The organism is Stutzerimonas stutzeri SDM-LAC (genome assembly GCF_000235745.1).
GTDB lineage: Bacteria > Pseudomonadota > Gammaproteobacteria > Pseudomonadales > Pseudomonadaceae > Stutzerimonas > Stutzerimonas stutzeri_H.
The window spans coordinates 1-14762 of record NZ_AGSX01000123.1 but is presented as its reverse complement, the minus strand read 5'-3'; the positions used below and the strand labels follow the sequence as shown (position 1 = coordinate 14762).

At 62.7% G+C, this 14762-nt stretch carries 16 protein-coding genes; 15 read left to right on the top strand and 1 reads right to left on the bottom strand.

All coding sequences use genetic code 11. From position 1 onward, the window contains the following. The first annotated feature begins 10 nt into the window (after nt 1-10). The 11 genes from PSTU_RS0112725 (at nt 11) to PSTU_RS0112675 (ending at nt 11658) form a co-directional block, all read left to right on the top strand. Nucleotides 11-1000 carry a bile acid:sodium symporter family protein gene (locus PSTU_RS0112725; RefSeq protein ID WP_019341415.1) on the top strand — a complete coding sequence of 330 codons (990 nt, stop codon included), beginning with the start codon at nt 11-13 and terminating at the stop codon, nt 998-1000. A 134-nt stretch (nt 1001-1134) separates the two neighbouring features. Then, nucleotides 1135-3183 (top strand): oligopeptidase A, encoded by a 2049-nt coding sequence (gene prlC / locus PSTU_RS0112720; protein ID WP_029404762.1) that lies wholly within the window; start codon nt 1135-1137, stop codon nt 3181-3183. Further along, entirely contained in the window at nt 3180-3458 is a 279-nt protein-coding gene (locus tag PSTU_RS0112715; RefSeq protein WP_019341413.1) for a YheV family putative zinc ribbon protein, read from the top strand. Before prlC ends, PSTU_RS0112715 begins: the two co-directional genes overlap by 4 nt. 17 nt (nt 3459-3475) lie before the next feature. Next, nucleotides 3476-4243, top strand: a complete 768-nt coding sequence (locus tag PSTU_RS0112710) for a DUF1835 domain-containing protein (protein WP_019341412.1) — start codon at nt 3476-3478, stop codon at nt 4241-4243. Nucleotides 4244-4383: 140 nt separating this feature from the next. Next, a complete protein-coding gene (locus tag PSTU_RS0112705; RefSeq protein ID WP_019341411.1) occupies nt 4384-5436 on the top strand; it encodes a hypothetical protein in 1053 nt (350 codons plus the stop codon). A 99-nt stretch (nt 5437-5535) separates the two neighbouring features. After that, the gene (locus PSTU_RS0112700) at nt 5536-6606 is read left to right on the top strand and encodes a PA0069 family radical SAM protein (RefSeq protein ID WP_019341410.1); all 1071 of its coding nucleotides are present in this window, start codon (nt 5536-5538) and stop codon (nt 6604-6606) included. 147 nt (nt 6607-6753) lie between these two features. Continuing rightward, nucleotides 6754-6969: a hypothetical protein gene (locus PSTU_RS0112695; RefSeq protein ID WP_413771560.1), complete on the top strand. Its 216-nt coding sequence runs from the start codon at nt 6754-6756 to the stop codon at nt 6967-6969. A 224-nt stretch (nt 6970-7193) separates the two neighbouring features. Then, a complete protein-coding gene (gene coxB / locus PSTU_RS0112690) occupies nt 7194-8327 on the top strand; it encodes a cytochrome c oxidase subunit II (RefSeq protein ID WP_019341408.1) in 1134 nt (377 codons plus the stop codon). 13 nt (nt 8328-8340) lie between these two features. After that, the gene (gene ctaD, locus PSTU_RS0112685; protein WP_019341407.1) at nt 8341-9969 is read left to right on the top strand and encodes a cytochrome c oxidase subunit I; all 1629 of its coding nucleotides are present in this window, start codon (nt 8341-8343) and stop codon (nt 9967-9969) included. 211 nt (nt 9970-10180) lie between these two features. Continuing rightward, the gene (locus PSTU_RS0112680; RefSeq protein WP_019341406.1) at nt 10181-10762 is read left to right on the top strand and encodes a cytochrome c oxidase assembly protein; all 582 of its coding nucleotides are present in this window, start codon (nt 10181-10183) and stop codon (nt 10760-10762) included. After that, nucleotides 10759-11658, top strand: a complete 900-nt coding sequence (locus PSTU_RS0112675; RefSeq protein ID WP_019341405.1) for a cytochrome c oxidase subunit 3 — start codon at nt 10759-10761, stop codon at nt 11656-11658. Before PSTU_RS0112680 ends, PSTU_RS0112675 begins: the two co-directional genes overlap by 4 nt. 5 nt (nt 11659-11663) lie before the next feature. Here PSTU_RS0112675 and PSTU_RS0112670 read toward each other — a convergent pair whose 3' ends face one another. Beyond that, entirely contained in the window at nt 11664-11867 is a 204-nt protein-coding gene (locus tag PSTU_RS0112670; RefSeq protein ID WP_019341404.1) for a twin transmembrane helix small protein, read from the bottom strand. Nucleotides 11868-11949: 82 nt separating this feature from the next. On the opposite strand from PSTU_RS0112670, the gene PSTU_RS0112665 reads away from it, so the two are divergent. The 4 genes from PSTU_RS0112665 to PSTU_RS0112650 form a co-directional block, all read left to right on the top strand. Further along, the gene (locus tag PSTU_RS0112665; RefSeq protein ID WP_029404760.1) at nt 11950-12657 is read left to right on the top strand and encodes an SURF1 family protein; all 708 of its coding nucleotides are present in this window, start codon (nt 11950-11952) and stop codon (nt 12655-12657) included. Between the two features lie 5 nt (nt 12658-12662). After that, nucleotides 12663-13244, top strand: coding sequence for a hypothetical protein (locus PSTU_RS0112660; protein WP_029404759.1), 582 nt, complete (start codon nt 12663-12665; stop codon nt 13242-13244). A gap of 57 nt (nt 13245-13301) precedes the next feature. Then, nucleotides 13302-14369, top strand: coding sequence for a COX15/CtaA family protein (locus PSTU_RS0112655; RefSeq protein WP_019341401.1), 1068 nt, complete (start codon nt 13302-13304; stop codon nt 14367-14369). A 16-nt stretch (nt 14370-14385) separates the two neighbouring features. Beyond that, the coding region (locus tag PSTU_RS0112650; RefSeq protein WP_019341400.1) for a UbiA family prenyltransferase at nt 14386-14762 on the top strand (377 nt) is incomplete at its 3' end.

Genomic DNA, 14762 nt, shown 5'->3' with positions numbered 1-14762 from the left:
GGAACCCTGCATGTCCAAGCTCCGCATCCTGTTCGACAACTTCACCCTGGCCCTGCTCGCCGTGGTTGCCATTGCCACCCTGTTTCCCTGCGAAGGGCGCGGCGCGGTGTTCTTCGAGTGGCTGACGGCGGCTGCCATTGCGCTGCTGTTCTTCATGCACGGCGCCAAGCTGTCGCGCGAAGCGATCCTCGCCGGTGCCGGCCACTGGCGTCTGCACCTGCTGGTGTTCGCCTGCACCTTCATCATGTTTCCGCTGCTAGGGCTGGCGCTGAAGCCGGTGCTGACCCCGATGGTCGGTGACGAGTTGTACCTGGGTATGCTTTACCTCTGTGCGTTGCCCGCGACCGTGCAATCGGCCATCGCCTTCACCTCGCTGGCACGCGGTAATGTGCCGGCGGCGATCTGCAGCGCCGCAGCGTCCAGCCTGATCGGTATCTTCCTCACGCCGTTGCTGGTGTTGCTGCTGATGGGTGTCGAAGGCGATAGCGGCTCGACCCTGGACTCCATCGGCAAGATCGTCATGCAATTGCTGGTGCCGTTCATCGCCGGGCAGGTGGCGCGTCGCTGGATCGGTGCCTGGGTGACGCGCAACAAGACCTGGCTGAAAACGGTGGATCAAAGCTCGATCCTGCTGGTGGTCTATACGGCATTCAGCGGCGCGGTGGTCGATGGCCTCTGGCAGATCGTGCCGTTCGGTCATCTGCTGGGACTGACTGTGGCCTGCTGCCTGTTGCTGGCCATTGTGCTGTGGCTGACCAGCGTGTTGGCCAAGGTGTTCGGCTTCAACCTGGAAGACCGTATCACCATCCTCTTCGCCGGCTCGAAAAAGAGCCTGGCGACTGGTGTGCCCATGGCCCAGGTGCTGTTCGCCACCAGCGCGGTCGGCATGATCATCCTGCCGCTGATGCTGTTTCACCAGATCCAGCTGATGGTCTGCACGGTGCTCGCCCAGCGCTATGCGCAGCGGCCTGAATTGCCCGAGGAGGTGGCGGTCCAATAACCGGTTCGGATGCCTGCCGCGCGCCTCGTTTCGTCGCATATAGAGCCACTCTATCGCCTCGTTCCCCAGCTGCGCAGTTAGGCATTTGTCTTTAACATGCACCGGTGATCATTTATTCAGAAGGGGCAACTGCCGTGACCGATACCAACCCGCTGCTTCGGGAATTCGACCTGCCGCCCTATTCCGAGATTCGCCCCGAGCACGTTGAGCCGGCGGTCGATACCGTGCTCGGCGAGAACCGCGTCGCCCTGCAGGAGCTGCTCAGCCGACCGGCCGAAAGCCTCGACTGGAGCACCCTGGTCGTCGGCCTGGACGAAATGAACGAGCGCCTCAGCCGCGCATGGGGTCCGGTCAGCCACCTCAACGCGGTGCGCAACAATGCTGAACTGCGCAGCGCCTACGAGGCCTGCCTGCCCAAACTGTCTGCCTATGCGACCGAACTGGGGCAGAACGCCGACCTGTTCGCCGCCTACCAGGCGCTGTCGCTGAGCCCCGAAGCCGACGGCTTCGACGTCGCGCAGAAGACCATTCTCGACCATGCCCTGCGGGATTTCCGCCTGTCCGGTATCGACCTGCCGCCGGCCGAGCAGCAGCGCTTCGGTGCAATCCAGATGAAGCTTGCCGAGTTGGGCAGCACCTTCTCCAACCAACTGCTCGACGCAACCCAGGCCTGGACCAAACACGTCACCGATGAAAGCCTGCTGGCCGGCATCACCGATTCGTCCAAGGCGCAGATGGCTGAAGCCGCCAAGGCCAAGGAACTGGACGGTTGGCTGATCAGCCTCGAATTCCCCAGCTACTACGCGGTGATGACCTACGCCGACAACCGTGCGCTGCGCGAAGAGGTCTACGTCGCGTATTCCACCCGTGCCTCCGATCAGGGGCCGAACGCCGGCCAGTTCGACAATGGCCCGGTGATGGAGCAGATCCTCGACCTGCGTCAGGAACTGGCCAAGCTGCTGGGCTTCGACAACTACGCTGAGCTGTCGCTGGCGACCAAGATGGCCGAAAGCACCGACCAGGTGTTGGGCTTCCTGCGTGATCTGGCCACGCGCAGCAAGGCGTTTGCCGAGCGTGATCTGAAAGAGCTGCGCGCCTTCGCCGCCGAGCAGGGCGTTACCGATCTAGAGAGCTGGGACGTCAATTACTTCGGCGAGAAACTTCGCCAGGCCCGTTACAGCCTGAGCCAGGAAGAGCTGCGTGCCTACTTCCCGGTGGACAAGGTGCTGTCCGGCCTGTTTGCCATCGTCAAGCGTCTGTACGGCATCGAGATTCACGAGCTGGAAGGCTTCGATGGCTGGCATCCAGATGTTCGCCTGTTCGAAATCCGCGAGAACGGCGAGCACGTCGGGCGCTTCTTCTTCGACCTTTACGCGCGGGCCAACAAGCGCGGTGGCGCCTGGATGGACGGCGCTCGCGACAAGCGCCGCACCTGCCTCGGCACACTGCAGACGCCGGTCGCCAACCTGGTCTGCAACTTCACTCCGCCAGTGGGTGAACGCCCGGCGCTGCTGACCCACGATGAAGTCACCACGCTGTTCCACGAATTCGGCCATGGCTTGCATCACCTGCTGACCCAGGTCGAGCATGCTGGCGCGTCGGGCATCAACGGCGTGGCCTGGGACGCGGTCGAGCTGCCGAGCCAGTTCATGGAGAACTGGTGCTGGGAGCCCGAAGGGCTGGCGCTGATTTCCGGCCACTACCAGACCGGCGAAACCCTGCCGCAGGATCTGCTCGACAAGATGCTGGCGGCGAAGAACTTCCAGTCCGGCCTGATGATGGTGCGCCAGCTGGAACTCTCGCTGTTCGACTTCGAGCTGCATGCCACCCATGGCGACGGCCGCAGCGTGCTGCAGGTTCTGGAAAGCATCCGCGACGAGGTCTCGGTGATGCGTCCGCCGGCCAGCAACCGCTTCCCCAACAGCTTTGCGCACATCTTTTCCGGTGGTTATGCAGCCGGTTACTACAGCTACAAGTGGGCCGAAGTGTTGTCATCCGACGCCTTTTCGCGCTTCGAGGAAGAGGGCGTGTTCAATGCCGATACCGGCCGCGCCTTCCGCAACGCTATTCTGGCACGCGGCGGTTCACAGGAGCCGATGGTGCTGTTTGTCGATTTCCGTGGTCGCGAGCCGTCTACCAACGCGCTGCTACGCCACCTCGGCCTGACGGAGGAAGTGGCATGACCGATGATTCGAAAGCAACCACCAAGCGCTTCATCGCCGGCGCTGTATGCCCGGCATGCAGCGCGGCTGACAGCATCAAGATGTGGGACGTCGACGGCGTGCCGCATCGTGAGTGCGTCGAGTGCGGCTACGCTGACACCCTCAATGCACAAGGCCAGTCGGTGCCGTCCGAACTGGGCACGCGGGTCAATCAGGCCAAGCCGAAAGCGCCCGATCCGCAGGTGCAGGCCGTGCAGTTTTTTCCCAACCCGAAACTGAAGAAAAAAACCGACTGATTCAAGGGAGGCTCGCCATGTGGCATCTCACCTGTGGCGACCTCGCCGCCGACCGCGTCCGGCAGCTGCTGGCCGAGGGCAATGAGCTTCGCGTGCTGCGCGACGATCTTGCAGTTGGCCCGCTGGCTGATATCGAATCACCGCCTTGCACGATGCGATTGGCGTTCTGGGAGCAGGTCTGGCCTGTCGATCTGGAGCCTCGGCCGGAGTTCTCGGGCATTGCCGGCGACGCCGAATGGCTGGCGGGGCTGCCTGGCCAGTCGCGGCATGTCACGGTCTGGCATGGCGACAGCGCCTCCGAACAGTTGATGCTGGCGCGCGTGGCGGCGGCGCTGGAAGGCTCATCGATCGCGCTGCATGAGGTGGTCTGCGGAACCGGTGACAGTCGGGTCGGCGCGCGCATGGCGGTGTCCATGCATGCACCAGATGCGCTGGCAGCGCTTTATCAGCCAAGCCCGGTCGAGGCCGGTCGTATTGCCGAACTCGCCGGCCAGTGGCGAGCCGTCGTCGAAGAGAACACCGCGATACGTCGTTGGGTCGACGGGCATTTTCGCGGTGAAGACAACGAACGGATCGACAGCGAACTGGTAGCGGCCTGTGGCGACGATTGGCTGCCATTGGCCCGCGCCATGGCGGAGGTCATGGCTCACTGCGACGGCTTCTTCCCCACTGACCTGTTTCTTTACTGGCGCGCTCGCGAGCTGGCGAAGCGCGGCGTCATTCGGCTCAGCGACGATGGCGCAGCCGAGTACAGCAAGGTGCAGGTGTGTCGCACCTCGCCTTGATGGGCTTGGGCATGACTGTTCGACGCGTCACCGGAAAGTCTTTGAGCGAGGGAAACGTCTATTCTCAGGCGCACGCCGTAATCCCGAATGCTAAACGTCAGTCGTGAGGTATGCCTATGATGCGCCACAGGCGATCACTGATGCTTTGCCTGCTCGCCCTCGTACCGCTGCTGTCGATTGCCGAGCCAGGCGTCACCACGCTTGAAGCCACGCGTAGTGAATGGTCCACCTATCGCTTCCCGTTATTTGAAGGTGGATCGGCTGCATCGGAGCGCATCAATATCTACCTGCATGCGTTCGAGCTTGACGGTTTGCCGGGCCGCTTCGAGCAGTCGCCATTCGAGCGCATTTGGCCAACAGACGATGCCGGGCACGGTGTGGTCAGTCTGGATTACGAAATCCATGCCAGGACGCCTGGCTTTCTGTCGCTGGAGATCATTGGCGAATATTACGGCGCCTACCTCAGCATGGGCCGCAATAGCTATGCGTTCTCGCTAGCTGATGGCTCGCCTCTGTCGTTGCCAGCGTTATTCAGTGAGGCGGGGTTACAGCGTGTGCGGCAACGCATCAGCCAAGCGCGGGTCGAGCGTATCGAAGCCTTTCTGGCCCAGCTTCCTGTCGATGGCGCCGCTGACGACGAAGCTGAGACGATCGCCATACAGCGCGCAATGTATGGTGAGTGCCTGCGGCGCCATCACGACACCAATCTTGGCCATGACCGGCTTGTACTCAAGCCAACGCAACTGACCCTGATCGCCGGACGTTGCTCGGCGCACGCGGTCCGCGCGCTGGATGATCTAGGCGAGTTTCCGAACAGTTTCGCTTATGCCGATCTCGCCGCAGAGCTGAGCGCCTATGGACGATGCCTGCTGCTGGAGCAGCGCAGCGATTGCCGGGACCTGTCGAGCCCGCAGATAAGCGGCGTTTACCGCGGCGAGGTAGACGGGCAGCAGCAGACGCTGGTTATCGCACCGCCTGACGGCAGCGGCTCATCCAGGGCTGTCTATTTTCGGGATATGGACGCCAGCAAGGTTGAGCTCGTTGCGAGACGACAGGTCGACGCGAGTCGAATCCAGCTTCGGGAGCACAGAGCTGTACCCGCCATGTTCGAGCTACAGCTCGACCGCGACGGCCAACTCAACGGCACATGGCAGCCAGAGGAAGGGGTGGCCGTCCCCATCGAGTTGCGCTAAGCACGTTCGAGGCTCGTCTGAGCCACGCTTGTCGGAGCGCGCGGCAGGTTTTGAATATCGCCGTATACTGTATGGATAAACAGTATTCGAGCGCAGCTTATGCCACATAACCCGCACCTTTCCACACCGCGCGGCCGCGGTACCGCTATCAACCCGGACAACCGTTTTGCCCCGACCCGCTGCGAGGCGTACGACGATGGCTGGGAACAGGACGTACCGCCGACTCGCGCGACGGAGGTTCGCAGCGAGACGGCCAAGAGCGTGCTTACCCGCAACCAGTCGCCGGACGTGGGTTTCGACCGGTCGGTCAATCCTTATCGGGGCTGTGAGCATGGTTGTATTTATTGTTTTGCGAGGCCGAGCCACGCGTACTGGGATATGTCGCCGGGAATCGATTTCGAAACGCGACTGATCGCCAAGACCAACCTCGCCGAACGCCTCGAACAGGAGCTGAGTAAGCCCGGCTACGCGCCGCAGCCCATCGCGCTGGGGGTCAACACCGATGCTTACCAACCGATCGAGCGCGAACAGCAGTTGACGCGCCAGGCGCTGGAAATCCTCCTGCGCTTCAAGCATCCGGTGCACATCATCACCAAAGGCTCACTGGTGCTGCGCGATCTTGATCTGCTGGTACCTTTGGCCGAGCAGAAACTGGTCAGCGTTTCGGTCAGCCTGACCACGCTGGACGACGAACTCAAGCGCATCATGGAGCCTCGCGCTGCCTCGCCTTCTGCGCGGCTGAGGGTGTTGCGCACGCTGCATGAGGCTGGCGTGCCGGTCAGTGTGATGTGCGCGCCGATGATTCCGATGATCAACGACATGGAGCTTGAGCGCATGCTCGAAGTGGCGCGCGAAGCCGGTGCGCGCTCGGCCGGCTACGTGCTGCTGCGGTTGCCGCATGAAGTCGCGACGTTATTCGACGAGTGGCTGCAGGAACATTTTCCGCAGCGAGCCGCCCATGTAATGAGCCTGGTGCGGCAATCGCGGGGCGGGAAGGATTACGACAGCCGTTTCGGCAGCCGCATGCGCGGCGAAGGCCAGTTCGCGCAACTGCTCGCCCAGCGCTTTCAGTTGGCGTGCAAACGCCTGGGTTACAACCGCCGGGACCAGAATTACGGGCTCGATTGCAGTCGCTTCGCACCGCCCGGACAGCAGTTGAATCTGCTCTAGTCATGACCGGGCCCGCAGGGCGGATCACCGGAACTATACGAAGCGCCCGGCGCACCAATTCAGGTATCGCTGCGCGCCGGTGTGGTCCGGCGCGCATTCGCATCTGGAGGCAAGGTGGACTGGATCAATCTTCTGCAATGGCCGGCAATGGTGGTCACGGTTTTGGCGGCGTGGCTGATCGGCTCGCTCAAACCGCAACGGCGAACGCTGGGGTTCTGGTGCTTTCTGCTGAGCAACCTGCTCTGGGTCATCTGGGGCTGGTATGCCGAGGCCTGGGCGCTGATCACGCTGCAGGTGTGCCTGGCGCTGATGAATGTCCGCGGTGTGAAGAAGAACGACAACCCGGCAGACGCCAGCGCCTGAGACGGAACAGGACTGACGAAATTGCCAGTCTTGTTTCGCTGTCTATACTCCGATCGTAAGCGTACCGATTGAATCCGACTGCGCGTGCAAAGCGAGGACTGGCAACCAGGCATCTGGGGGGAGCCAGATCGGAGCGTGGTCAGGCTGTCGTAGCGAGCGTTTGCTCCGCTGCGTGGCCGGACAGGTAGTCGGCGGGATAACAAGAACCATAAGGGGAACCCGCAATGTCGCGACATCCACGAGTCTGGGTGGGGATGGGGCTGTGTTCGCTCGTCGGTCAGGCCCAGGCGGCCTGGGACGTGAATATGCGCGCCGGTGCCACAGACGTCAGTCATTCCGTATTCGATTTGCACATGACCATCTTCTGGATCTGCGTGATCATCGGCGTGCTGGTGTTCGCAGTGATGTTCTGGTCGATGTTCGCGCACCGCCGGTCCAAGCGACTGGAGTCGGCGCACTTCCACGAGAACACCAAGGTCGAGGTGCTCTGGACCGTTATCCCGCTGCTGATTCTGATCGCCATGGCGGTGCCCGCGACCCGCACGCTGATCCATATCTACGATGCCAGCGAGTCGGACGTTGACATCCAGATCACCGGCTACCAATGGAAATGGCATTACAAGTATCTGGGCGAAGACGTCGAGTTCTTCAGCAACCTCACCACGCCGCGTGATCAGATCAACAACCTGGCACCCAAAGGCGAGCACTACCTGCTGGAGGTGGATGAGCCCCTGGTCATTCCGGTAGGCGCGAAGGTGCGTTTCCTGATCACCGCGGCGGACGTCATTCATTCCTGGTGGGTGCCGGATCTGGCGGTGAAGAAGGACGCCATTCCCGGCTTTATCAATGAATCCTGGACCCGAGTCGAGCAGCCCGGCATCTACCGCGGCCAGTGCACCGAGCTGTGCGGCAAGGATCACGGCTTCATGCCGGTGGTGGTGGAGGTCAAGTCCCAGGAGGACTACGCGACCTGGCTCGGCGAGAAAAAAGCCGAGGCCGCCAAGCTTGCCGAGCTGACCAGCAAGGAATGGACGCTGGAAGAGCTGACCGCGCGCGGTGAGCAGGTCTACCAGACTAACTGTGCCAGCTGCCACCAGCCGACCGGTGAGGGCCTGCCGCCCATGTTCCCTGCTTTGAAGGGTTCGCCCATCGCCACCGGTGAGGCAGAAAACCACATCAGCATCGTCGTCAAAGGCTCCCCTGGCACTTCGATGCCGGCGTTCGGGCCGCAGCTTTCGGAAGTCGATATTGCCGCCGTGGTGACCTACGAGCGCAACGCGTGGGGCAATGACAAGGGCGACATGGTCACGCCGAAAGACGTGCTCGACTTCAAACAGGCCGAAGAAGCCAGCCAATAAGAGGAAGACGGCGATGAGTGCAGTGATCGACGACCATGGTCATGCCGGGCACGACCATCATCACGGCCCGGCCAAGGGCCTCTCGCGCTGGCTGCTGACCACCAACCACAAGGACATCGGCTCGATGTACCTGTGGTTCAGCTTCTGCGCCTTCCTGCTCGGCGGCACCTTCGCGATGGTGATCCGCGCCGAGCTGTTCCAGCCGGGCCTGCAGATCGTGCAGCCGGAGTTCTTCAACCAGATGACCACCATGCACGGCCTGGTGATGGTGTTCGGCGCGGTGATGCCGGCCTTCGTCGGCCTGGCCAACTGGATGATTCCGCTGATGATCGGCGCGCCGGACATGGCCCTGCCGCGGATGAACAACTTCAGCTTCTGGTTGCTGCCGGCGGCGTTCGGTTTGCTGGTCTCGACGCTGTTCATGGAAGGCGGTGGGCCGAACTTCGGCTGGACTTTCTACGCGCCGCTGTCGACGACCTACGCGCCGGAGTCGGTGACCTTCTTTATCTTCGCCATCCACCTGATGGGCATCAGCTCGATCATGGGCGCGATCAACGTGGTCGCCACCGTGCTCAACCTGCGGGCGCCAGGCATGACACTGATGAAGATGCCACTGTTCGTCTGGACCTGGCTGATCACCGCCTTCCTGCTGATCGCAGTGATGCCGGTGCTGGCTGGGGTGGTGACCATGATGCTGATGGACATCCACTTCGGTACGAGCTTCTTCAGTGCAGCAGGCGGCGGCGACCCGGTGCTGTTCCAGCACGTGTTCTGGTTCTTCGGCCACCCCGAGGTGTACATCATGATCCTGCCGGCGTTCGGCGCGGTCAGCTCGATCATTCCGGCCTTCAGCCGCAAGCCGTTGTTCGGCTACACCTCGATGGTCTACGCCACCGGAGCGATTGCCTTCCTCTCGTTCATCGTCTGGGCGCACCACATGTTCACCGTCGGCGTGCCGCTGACCGGCGAGCTGTTCTTCATGTACGCCACCATGCTCATCGCGGTGCCGACCGGGGTGAAAGTGTTCAACTGGGTGTCGACCATGTGGCGCGGTTCGCTGACGTTCGAGACGCCGATGCTGTTCGCCGTGGCCTTCGTCATCTTGTTCAGCATCGGCGGTTTCTCCGGGCTGATGCTGGCCATCGCGCCGGCGGACTTCCAGTACCACGACACCTACTTCGTGGTGGCGCACTTCCACTACGTACTGGTGCCTGGGGCGATCTTCGGCATCTTTGCCTCGGCCTACTACTGGCTGCCGAAGTGGACCGGGCACATGTACGACGAGACGCTGGCCAAGCTGCACTTCTGGATGAGCTTCATCGGCATGAACCTGGCGTTCTTCCCGATGCACTTCGTCGGCCTGGCCGGCATGCCGCGGCGGATTCCCGACTACAACATGATGTTTGCCAACTTCAATATGGTCTCCAGCATCGGCGCCTTTATGTTCGGCGCGACGCAGTTGCTTTTCCTGTACATCGTCATCAAGTGCATCAAGGGCGGTCCTGCCGCCGCGGCCAAGCCTTGGGACGGCGCTGAGGGGCTGGAGTGGAGCGTGCCGTCGCCGGCGCCTTACCACACCTTCAGCGTGCCGCCGAATATGGAGCAGCTGCACGAGCACCGTACGGGGCCCAAGCATGATTAGCCTGGCGGGTGGCGGCCATGAACGCTGAGCTGCGCGCAGGGGCGCGGGACGGCGTTGCGCCTTTCGCGGTCGAGACCGCTCCCACGGGGGCGGTACGGACTCCGGTTCACCGGTGGGAGTCGTCTCGACCGCAAGTTTTTAAAGGGCACAGCGGCTGCGAAAAGGGTGGGCTGACCCCTATCCGTGAGCGGCTCTCCGCGTGGAGGACGTCATGAGCGATTCCTTGCCCATCCCCCGCCTGGTACGTCGGCTGCTGCTGGTGGTCGTGGCGATGTTCGCCTTTGGCTTTGCCCTGGTGCCGATCTACGACGTCATGTGCCAGGCCTTCGGTATCAACGGCAAAACTGCAGGCGCCTACCAGGGCGCGCAGACGGTTGATGAGGATCGCCAGGTGCGGGTGCAGTTCCTCGCCACCAACGCGTCGGGGATGGTCTGGGAATTCAAACCGGTCGCCGACCAGATCAGCGTGCACCCCGGCGCCAGCCGTGAGATGCGCTTTGTCGCCTACAACCCCACCGACAAGCCGATGACGGCCCAGGCGGTGCCCAGCGTGTCGCCATCGAAGGCAGCCGCCTACTTTCACAAGACCGAATGCTTCTGCTTTACCCAGCAAGTGCTGCAGCCCGGTGAGCGCATCGAAATGCCGGTGCGCTTCATCGTCGATCGTGATTTGCCCGCAGACGTGCGCCACCTGACGCTCGCCTACACCCTGTTCGATATCACGTCTCGCCAACCTCCCGTCGCCGTTGTTGATCAGGCGTCCATGGTGGCGGCCAAGGAGAGTCTGCAATGAGCCAACAGACCACCACGCACGAGAACTACTACGTCCCCGCCCAGAGCAAATGGCCGATTGTGGCGACGATAGCGCTGCTGACTACCGTGTTCGGGCTGGGCAGCTGGTTCAACGATCTCAAGGCCGGGCGCGACGAGATCAGTGGCCCAATTATTTTCTTCATCGGCGCACTGCTGATCGCCTACATGATGTTTGGCTGGTTCGGAGCGGTGGTCCGCGAAGGGCGAGCAGGTCTCTACAGCGCGCAGATGGACCGCTCGTTCCGCTGGGGGATGAGCTGGTTCATTTTTTCCGAGGTGATGTTCTTTCTGGCCTTCTTCGGCGTGCTGTTCTACGTCCGCTATTGGGTGGGTCCCTGGCTCGGTGGTGAGGGTGACAAAGGCGTCAGTGCCATGCTCTGGCCAAACTTCGAATACACCTGGCCGCTGCTGAACAACCCGGACCCCAGCGTCTATCCCGCACCCGAAGGCACTATCAGTCCTTGGGGGCTGCCGCTGATCAACACCATTCTGTTGGTCAGCTCCAGCTTCACCCTGACCTGGGCGCACCACGCCCTGCGCAAGGGGAATCGCAAGCAGCTCAAGCTCGGGCTTGGTTTGACCGTGTTGCTGGGCGCCGCCTTCCTGATCCTGCAGATCGAGGAATACATCCATGCCTACACCGAGCTTGGCCTGACCCTGGGCTCGGGCATCTACGGCGCCACCTTCTTCATGCTCACAGGCTTTCACGGCGCTCACGTGACCATGGGCGCAATCATCCTGACGGTAATGTTGGTACGCAGCTTTCGCGGCCACTTCACGCCCGAGCAGCACTTCGGGTTCGAGGCGGCGGCTTGGTACTGGCACTTCGTGGATGTGGTGTGGATCGGGCTGTTCGTCTTTGTTTACGTGATCTAGCGCGATCAGGCGCCGAAACCGGGCTGCAGCTGGCCGGAATAAAAGCCCCAGGCGATCAGGGCGACCATCAAAGCCGTGAGGGACACACGGACGAAGAGGGCGGTTAGCACGCGGGACGTGCGGCCCTCGTCCTTGACCAGAAAAAACAGACCACTGAACAGACTGACCAGCGTGGCTACTAATAACAGAACAATCGCCACCTTGAGCATGCGCGGGCCCGCCGTGAAAGGTGAACTGGGGGAAGTGGGGGTGCAGTATAGCCAGCCGGATCGATACGCCGCAGGGCAGGGTATGAACGGCTTCAAGCCGGGCGTCATACCCACGCTCGTGGTGCTGTGCCTGTTGCCATTCCTGGTCTGGCTGGGTTTCTGGCAGCTGGAACGGGCCGACCAGAAGCGCGAAATGCTGGCGCGCCAGGAAGCTCGCGAAGCCGCAGCGCCCATCGGGCCGGAGCGGATCGACATGCTCCAGGAGCCGGCCTATACCCGCGTAAACCTGCAGGGCAGCTTCGACGCCGAGCACAGCTTCCTGCTGGATAGCCGCACCCGTGATGGCCGCGTGGGGGTCGAGCTGTTGCAGCCGTTTCAGGATCAGCCCAGCGGCCGCTGGGTGCTGGTCAACCGCGGCTGGTTGCCCTGGCCGGACCGGCGCATCCCACCGAAATTCGACACCCCGGATCGCCCACTGAAATTGGCCGCCTGGATCTACGCTCCGTCCGGCGAGCCGTTCATTCTCAACCGGCGGATGGCAGAAGGCTGGCCGCGGCTGATCAACCACGTCGACGTGCATGACATCTGGGCCTTGCTCGGCCGCGACGGCGTCGAATACCAGCTGCGGCTGGAGCCCGGCCCCGCGGCCTATCGTGCCGACTGGCCGGTGACTTTCATGCAGCCGCAGCAGCATGTCGGCTACGCGGTGCAGTGGTTTGCGCTGGCGGCGGCGCTGCTGGCGTTGTTCATCTACTTCGGCGTGCACCAGGCACGGGAGAACAAGGAATGACCACCATGAATCCGACCTACGAGGCTGCACCGGCACAACGGCGCCGGGGACGTTTGCAATTGCTGCTGATCCTTGCGGTGGTGATCGGCCCCATGCTGCTGGCGAGCGCCATGTACCGCTTCGGTTTCTGGGTGCCCGAAACCCGTACCTACGACGGTGCGCTGGTTGCCACCGGCCAGGGCCGCGATGCCCTTGGCATCACCGCGCCGGTGGCCGCCGAGCCGCGCTGGGAGCTGCTGGTCACGGCACCGGATGGTTGCGCAGAAGACTGCCAGCAGCTGGTCTATCTGGCGCGGCAGATCAATATCGGCCTGGCCCGCGAAGCAGGCAGGGCCGGCCACGCCATTGCCAGCGCAGCGCCTTTGGCCGCCGATTACGACCAGCGCCTACAGCGTGAATATCCGCAGCTTCAACGCTACCGGTTGGACCCCGCCGTGTATGCCGCCAATCCTGATCTGCCGGACGGTGTGCAGCTGTGGATTGTCGACCCGCACGGCAATTTGGTGCTGCGTTATGACGCCAAAGCCAACGGCAAGGCGATCCTCGATGACCTCAAATACTTGCTGAAAATCTCCCAGATCGGTTGATCCAAGGCACTCAGCCGCCTCGCTGGGGTCCCAATGAGGTCGCGCAAGGAGAAGCAGATGGCAAAACCCGGCTACCGCCTCGCCTTTGTCGCCACGCTATTGGCTGTCGTGGTGGTGCTGCTCGGCGCCTATACACGGCTGACCCATGCCGGCCTCGGTTGCCCGGACTGGCCCGGTTGCTACGGTTTTCTCAGCGTGCCGATGAGCGAGGACAAGCAGAGCCTGGCAGCGCTGCGCTTCCCTGATGCGCCGCTGGAAGTGCACAAGGGCTGGAACGAGATGGTCCACCGTTACTTCGCCGGCGCGCTGGGGCTGGTGATCCTCGGACTTGCCGTGCAAGCCATACGCCGCCGCGCGCAGCCGGGCCAACCGCTGAGGCTGCCGCTGCTGTTGCTGTTCGTGGTGATCGCCCAGGCCGCGTTTGGCATGTGGACCGTAACCCTGCAGCTCTGGCCACAGGTGGTTACGGCGCATCTGCTCGGCGGCTTCACGACCTTGAGCCTCTTGTTCCTGCTGACGCTGCGCCTGTCCGGCCGGAGGCCGGCGATGCCGAGCGTGCCGGGCAGGCTCAGAACCTTTGCGTTGATCGGGATGTTCGCGGTGATCATCCAGGTTGCGCTTGGCGGCTGGGTCAGCAGCAACTACGCCGCCGTGGCCTGCACCGATTTCCCCACCTGTCATGGCCAGTGGTGGCCGCAGATGGATTTCACCAATGCCTTCAACCTGACCCATCACGACATCGGCCCGAATTATCTCGGCGGCATGCTCTATGGCGAGGCGCGTACTGCCATCCATCTGACCCACCGGCTCGGTGCGCTCGCGGTGACGCTGATTCTGCTAACGCTGGCCTGGCAACTTTGGCGCCACGGGCTACCGCGGCTGGCCGGGCTGCTTGTAGCCGCGCTGGCGCTGCAGATCGGGCTCGGCATCAGCAACGTGCTGCTTAATCTCCCGCTGGTGGTTGCGGTTGCTCATAACGGAGGCGGCGCGCTGCTGCTGCTCGTGACGGTATTGATCAATCACCGCTTGCGCTTGAGCCGAGGGGTTGCCGTTGCGCGTGATCCGGCGCCTCAGGCACTCCTGAATCCGAATACGACGGGTAGGCTCGACCTGCCCCGCGCTTGACCATAAGGAGAATCCCATGGCGACTCTACTCAGCGAACGCAGCGTCCAGGCCAGCTGGCGCGACTATCTCGAGCTGACCAAGCCAAGGGTGGTGCTGTTGATGCTCATCACCTCGCTGGTGGGAATGTTCCTCGCGACACGCGCCGGTGTGCCCTGGACGGTGCTGGTTTTCGGCAACCTCGGCATCGCTCTGTGCGCGGGCGGGGCCGCTGCGATCAACCATGTGGTGGACCGGCGCATTGACTCGGTAATGGCGCGCACCAATAAGCGGCCGCTGGCCGTTGGACGTGTTTCGCCCGCAGCCGCCTTGCTCTTTGCGCTGCTACTGGCAGTCGCTGGAATGGGCTTGTTGCTTACCTTTACTAACGCGCTGGCGGCCTGGCTGACGCTGGC

Bases quoted from the DNA above. Each gene is read 5' to 3' on its own strand.
- PSTU_RS0112725 (WP_019341415.1), top strand. From the start codon at position 11: ATGTCCAAGCTCCGCATCCTGTTCGACAACTTCACCCTGGCCCTGCTC.
- PSTU_RS0112715 (WP_019341413.1), top strand. From the start codon at position 3,180: ATGACCGATGATTCGAAAGCAACCACCAAGCGCTTCATCGCCGGCGCT.
- PSTU_RS0112710 (WP_019341412.1), top strand. From the start codon at position 3,476: ATGTGGCATCTCACCTGTGGCGACCTCGCCGCCGACCGCGTCCGGCAG.
- PSTU_RS0112705 (WP_019341411.1), top strand. From the start codon at position 4,384: ATGCTTTGCCTGCTCGCCCTCGTACCGCTGCTGTCGATTGCCGAGCCA.
- PSTU_RS0112700 (WP_019341410.1), top strand. From the start codon at position 5,536: ATGCCACATAACCCGCACCTTTCCACACCGCGCGGCCGCGGTACCGCT.
- PSTU_RS0112695 (WP_413771560.1), top strand. From the start codon at position 6,754: ATGGTGGTCACGGTTTTGGCGGCGTGGCTGATCGGCTCGCTCAAACCG.
- coxB (WP_019341408.1), top strand. From the start codon at position 7,194: ATGTCGCGACATCCACGAGTCTGGGTGGGGATGGGGCTGTGTTCGCTC.
- ctaD (WP_019341407.1), top strand. From the start codon at position 8,341: ATGAGTGCAGTGATCGACGACCATGGTCATGCCGGGCACGACCATCAT.
- PSTU_RS0112680 (WP_019341406.1), top strand. From the start codon at position 10,181: ATGAGCGATTCCTTGCCCATCCCCCGCCTGGTACGTCGGCTGCTGCTG.
- PSTU_RS0112675 (WP_019341405.1), top strand. From the start codon at position 10,759: ATGAGCCAACAGACCACCACGCACGAGAACTACTACGTCCCCGCCCAG.
- PSTU_RS0112670 (WP_019341404.1), bottom strand. From the start codon at position 11,867: ATGCTCAAGGTGGCGATTGTTCTGTTATTAGTAGCCACGCTGGTCAGT.
- PSTU_RS0112665 (WP_029404760.1), top strand. From the start codon at position 11,950: ATGAACGGCTTCAAGCCGGGCGTCATACCCACGCTCGTGGTGCTGTGC.
- PSTU_RS0112660 (WP_029404759.1), top strand. From the start codon at position 12,663: ATGAATCCGACCTACGAGGCTGCACCGGCACAACGGCGCCGGGGACGT.
- PSTU_RS0112655 (WP_019341401.1), top strand. From the start codon at position 13,302: ATGGCAAAACCCGGCTACCGCCTCGCCTTTGTCGCCACGCTATTGGCT.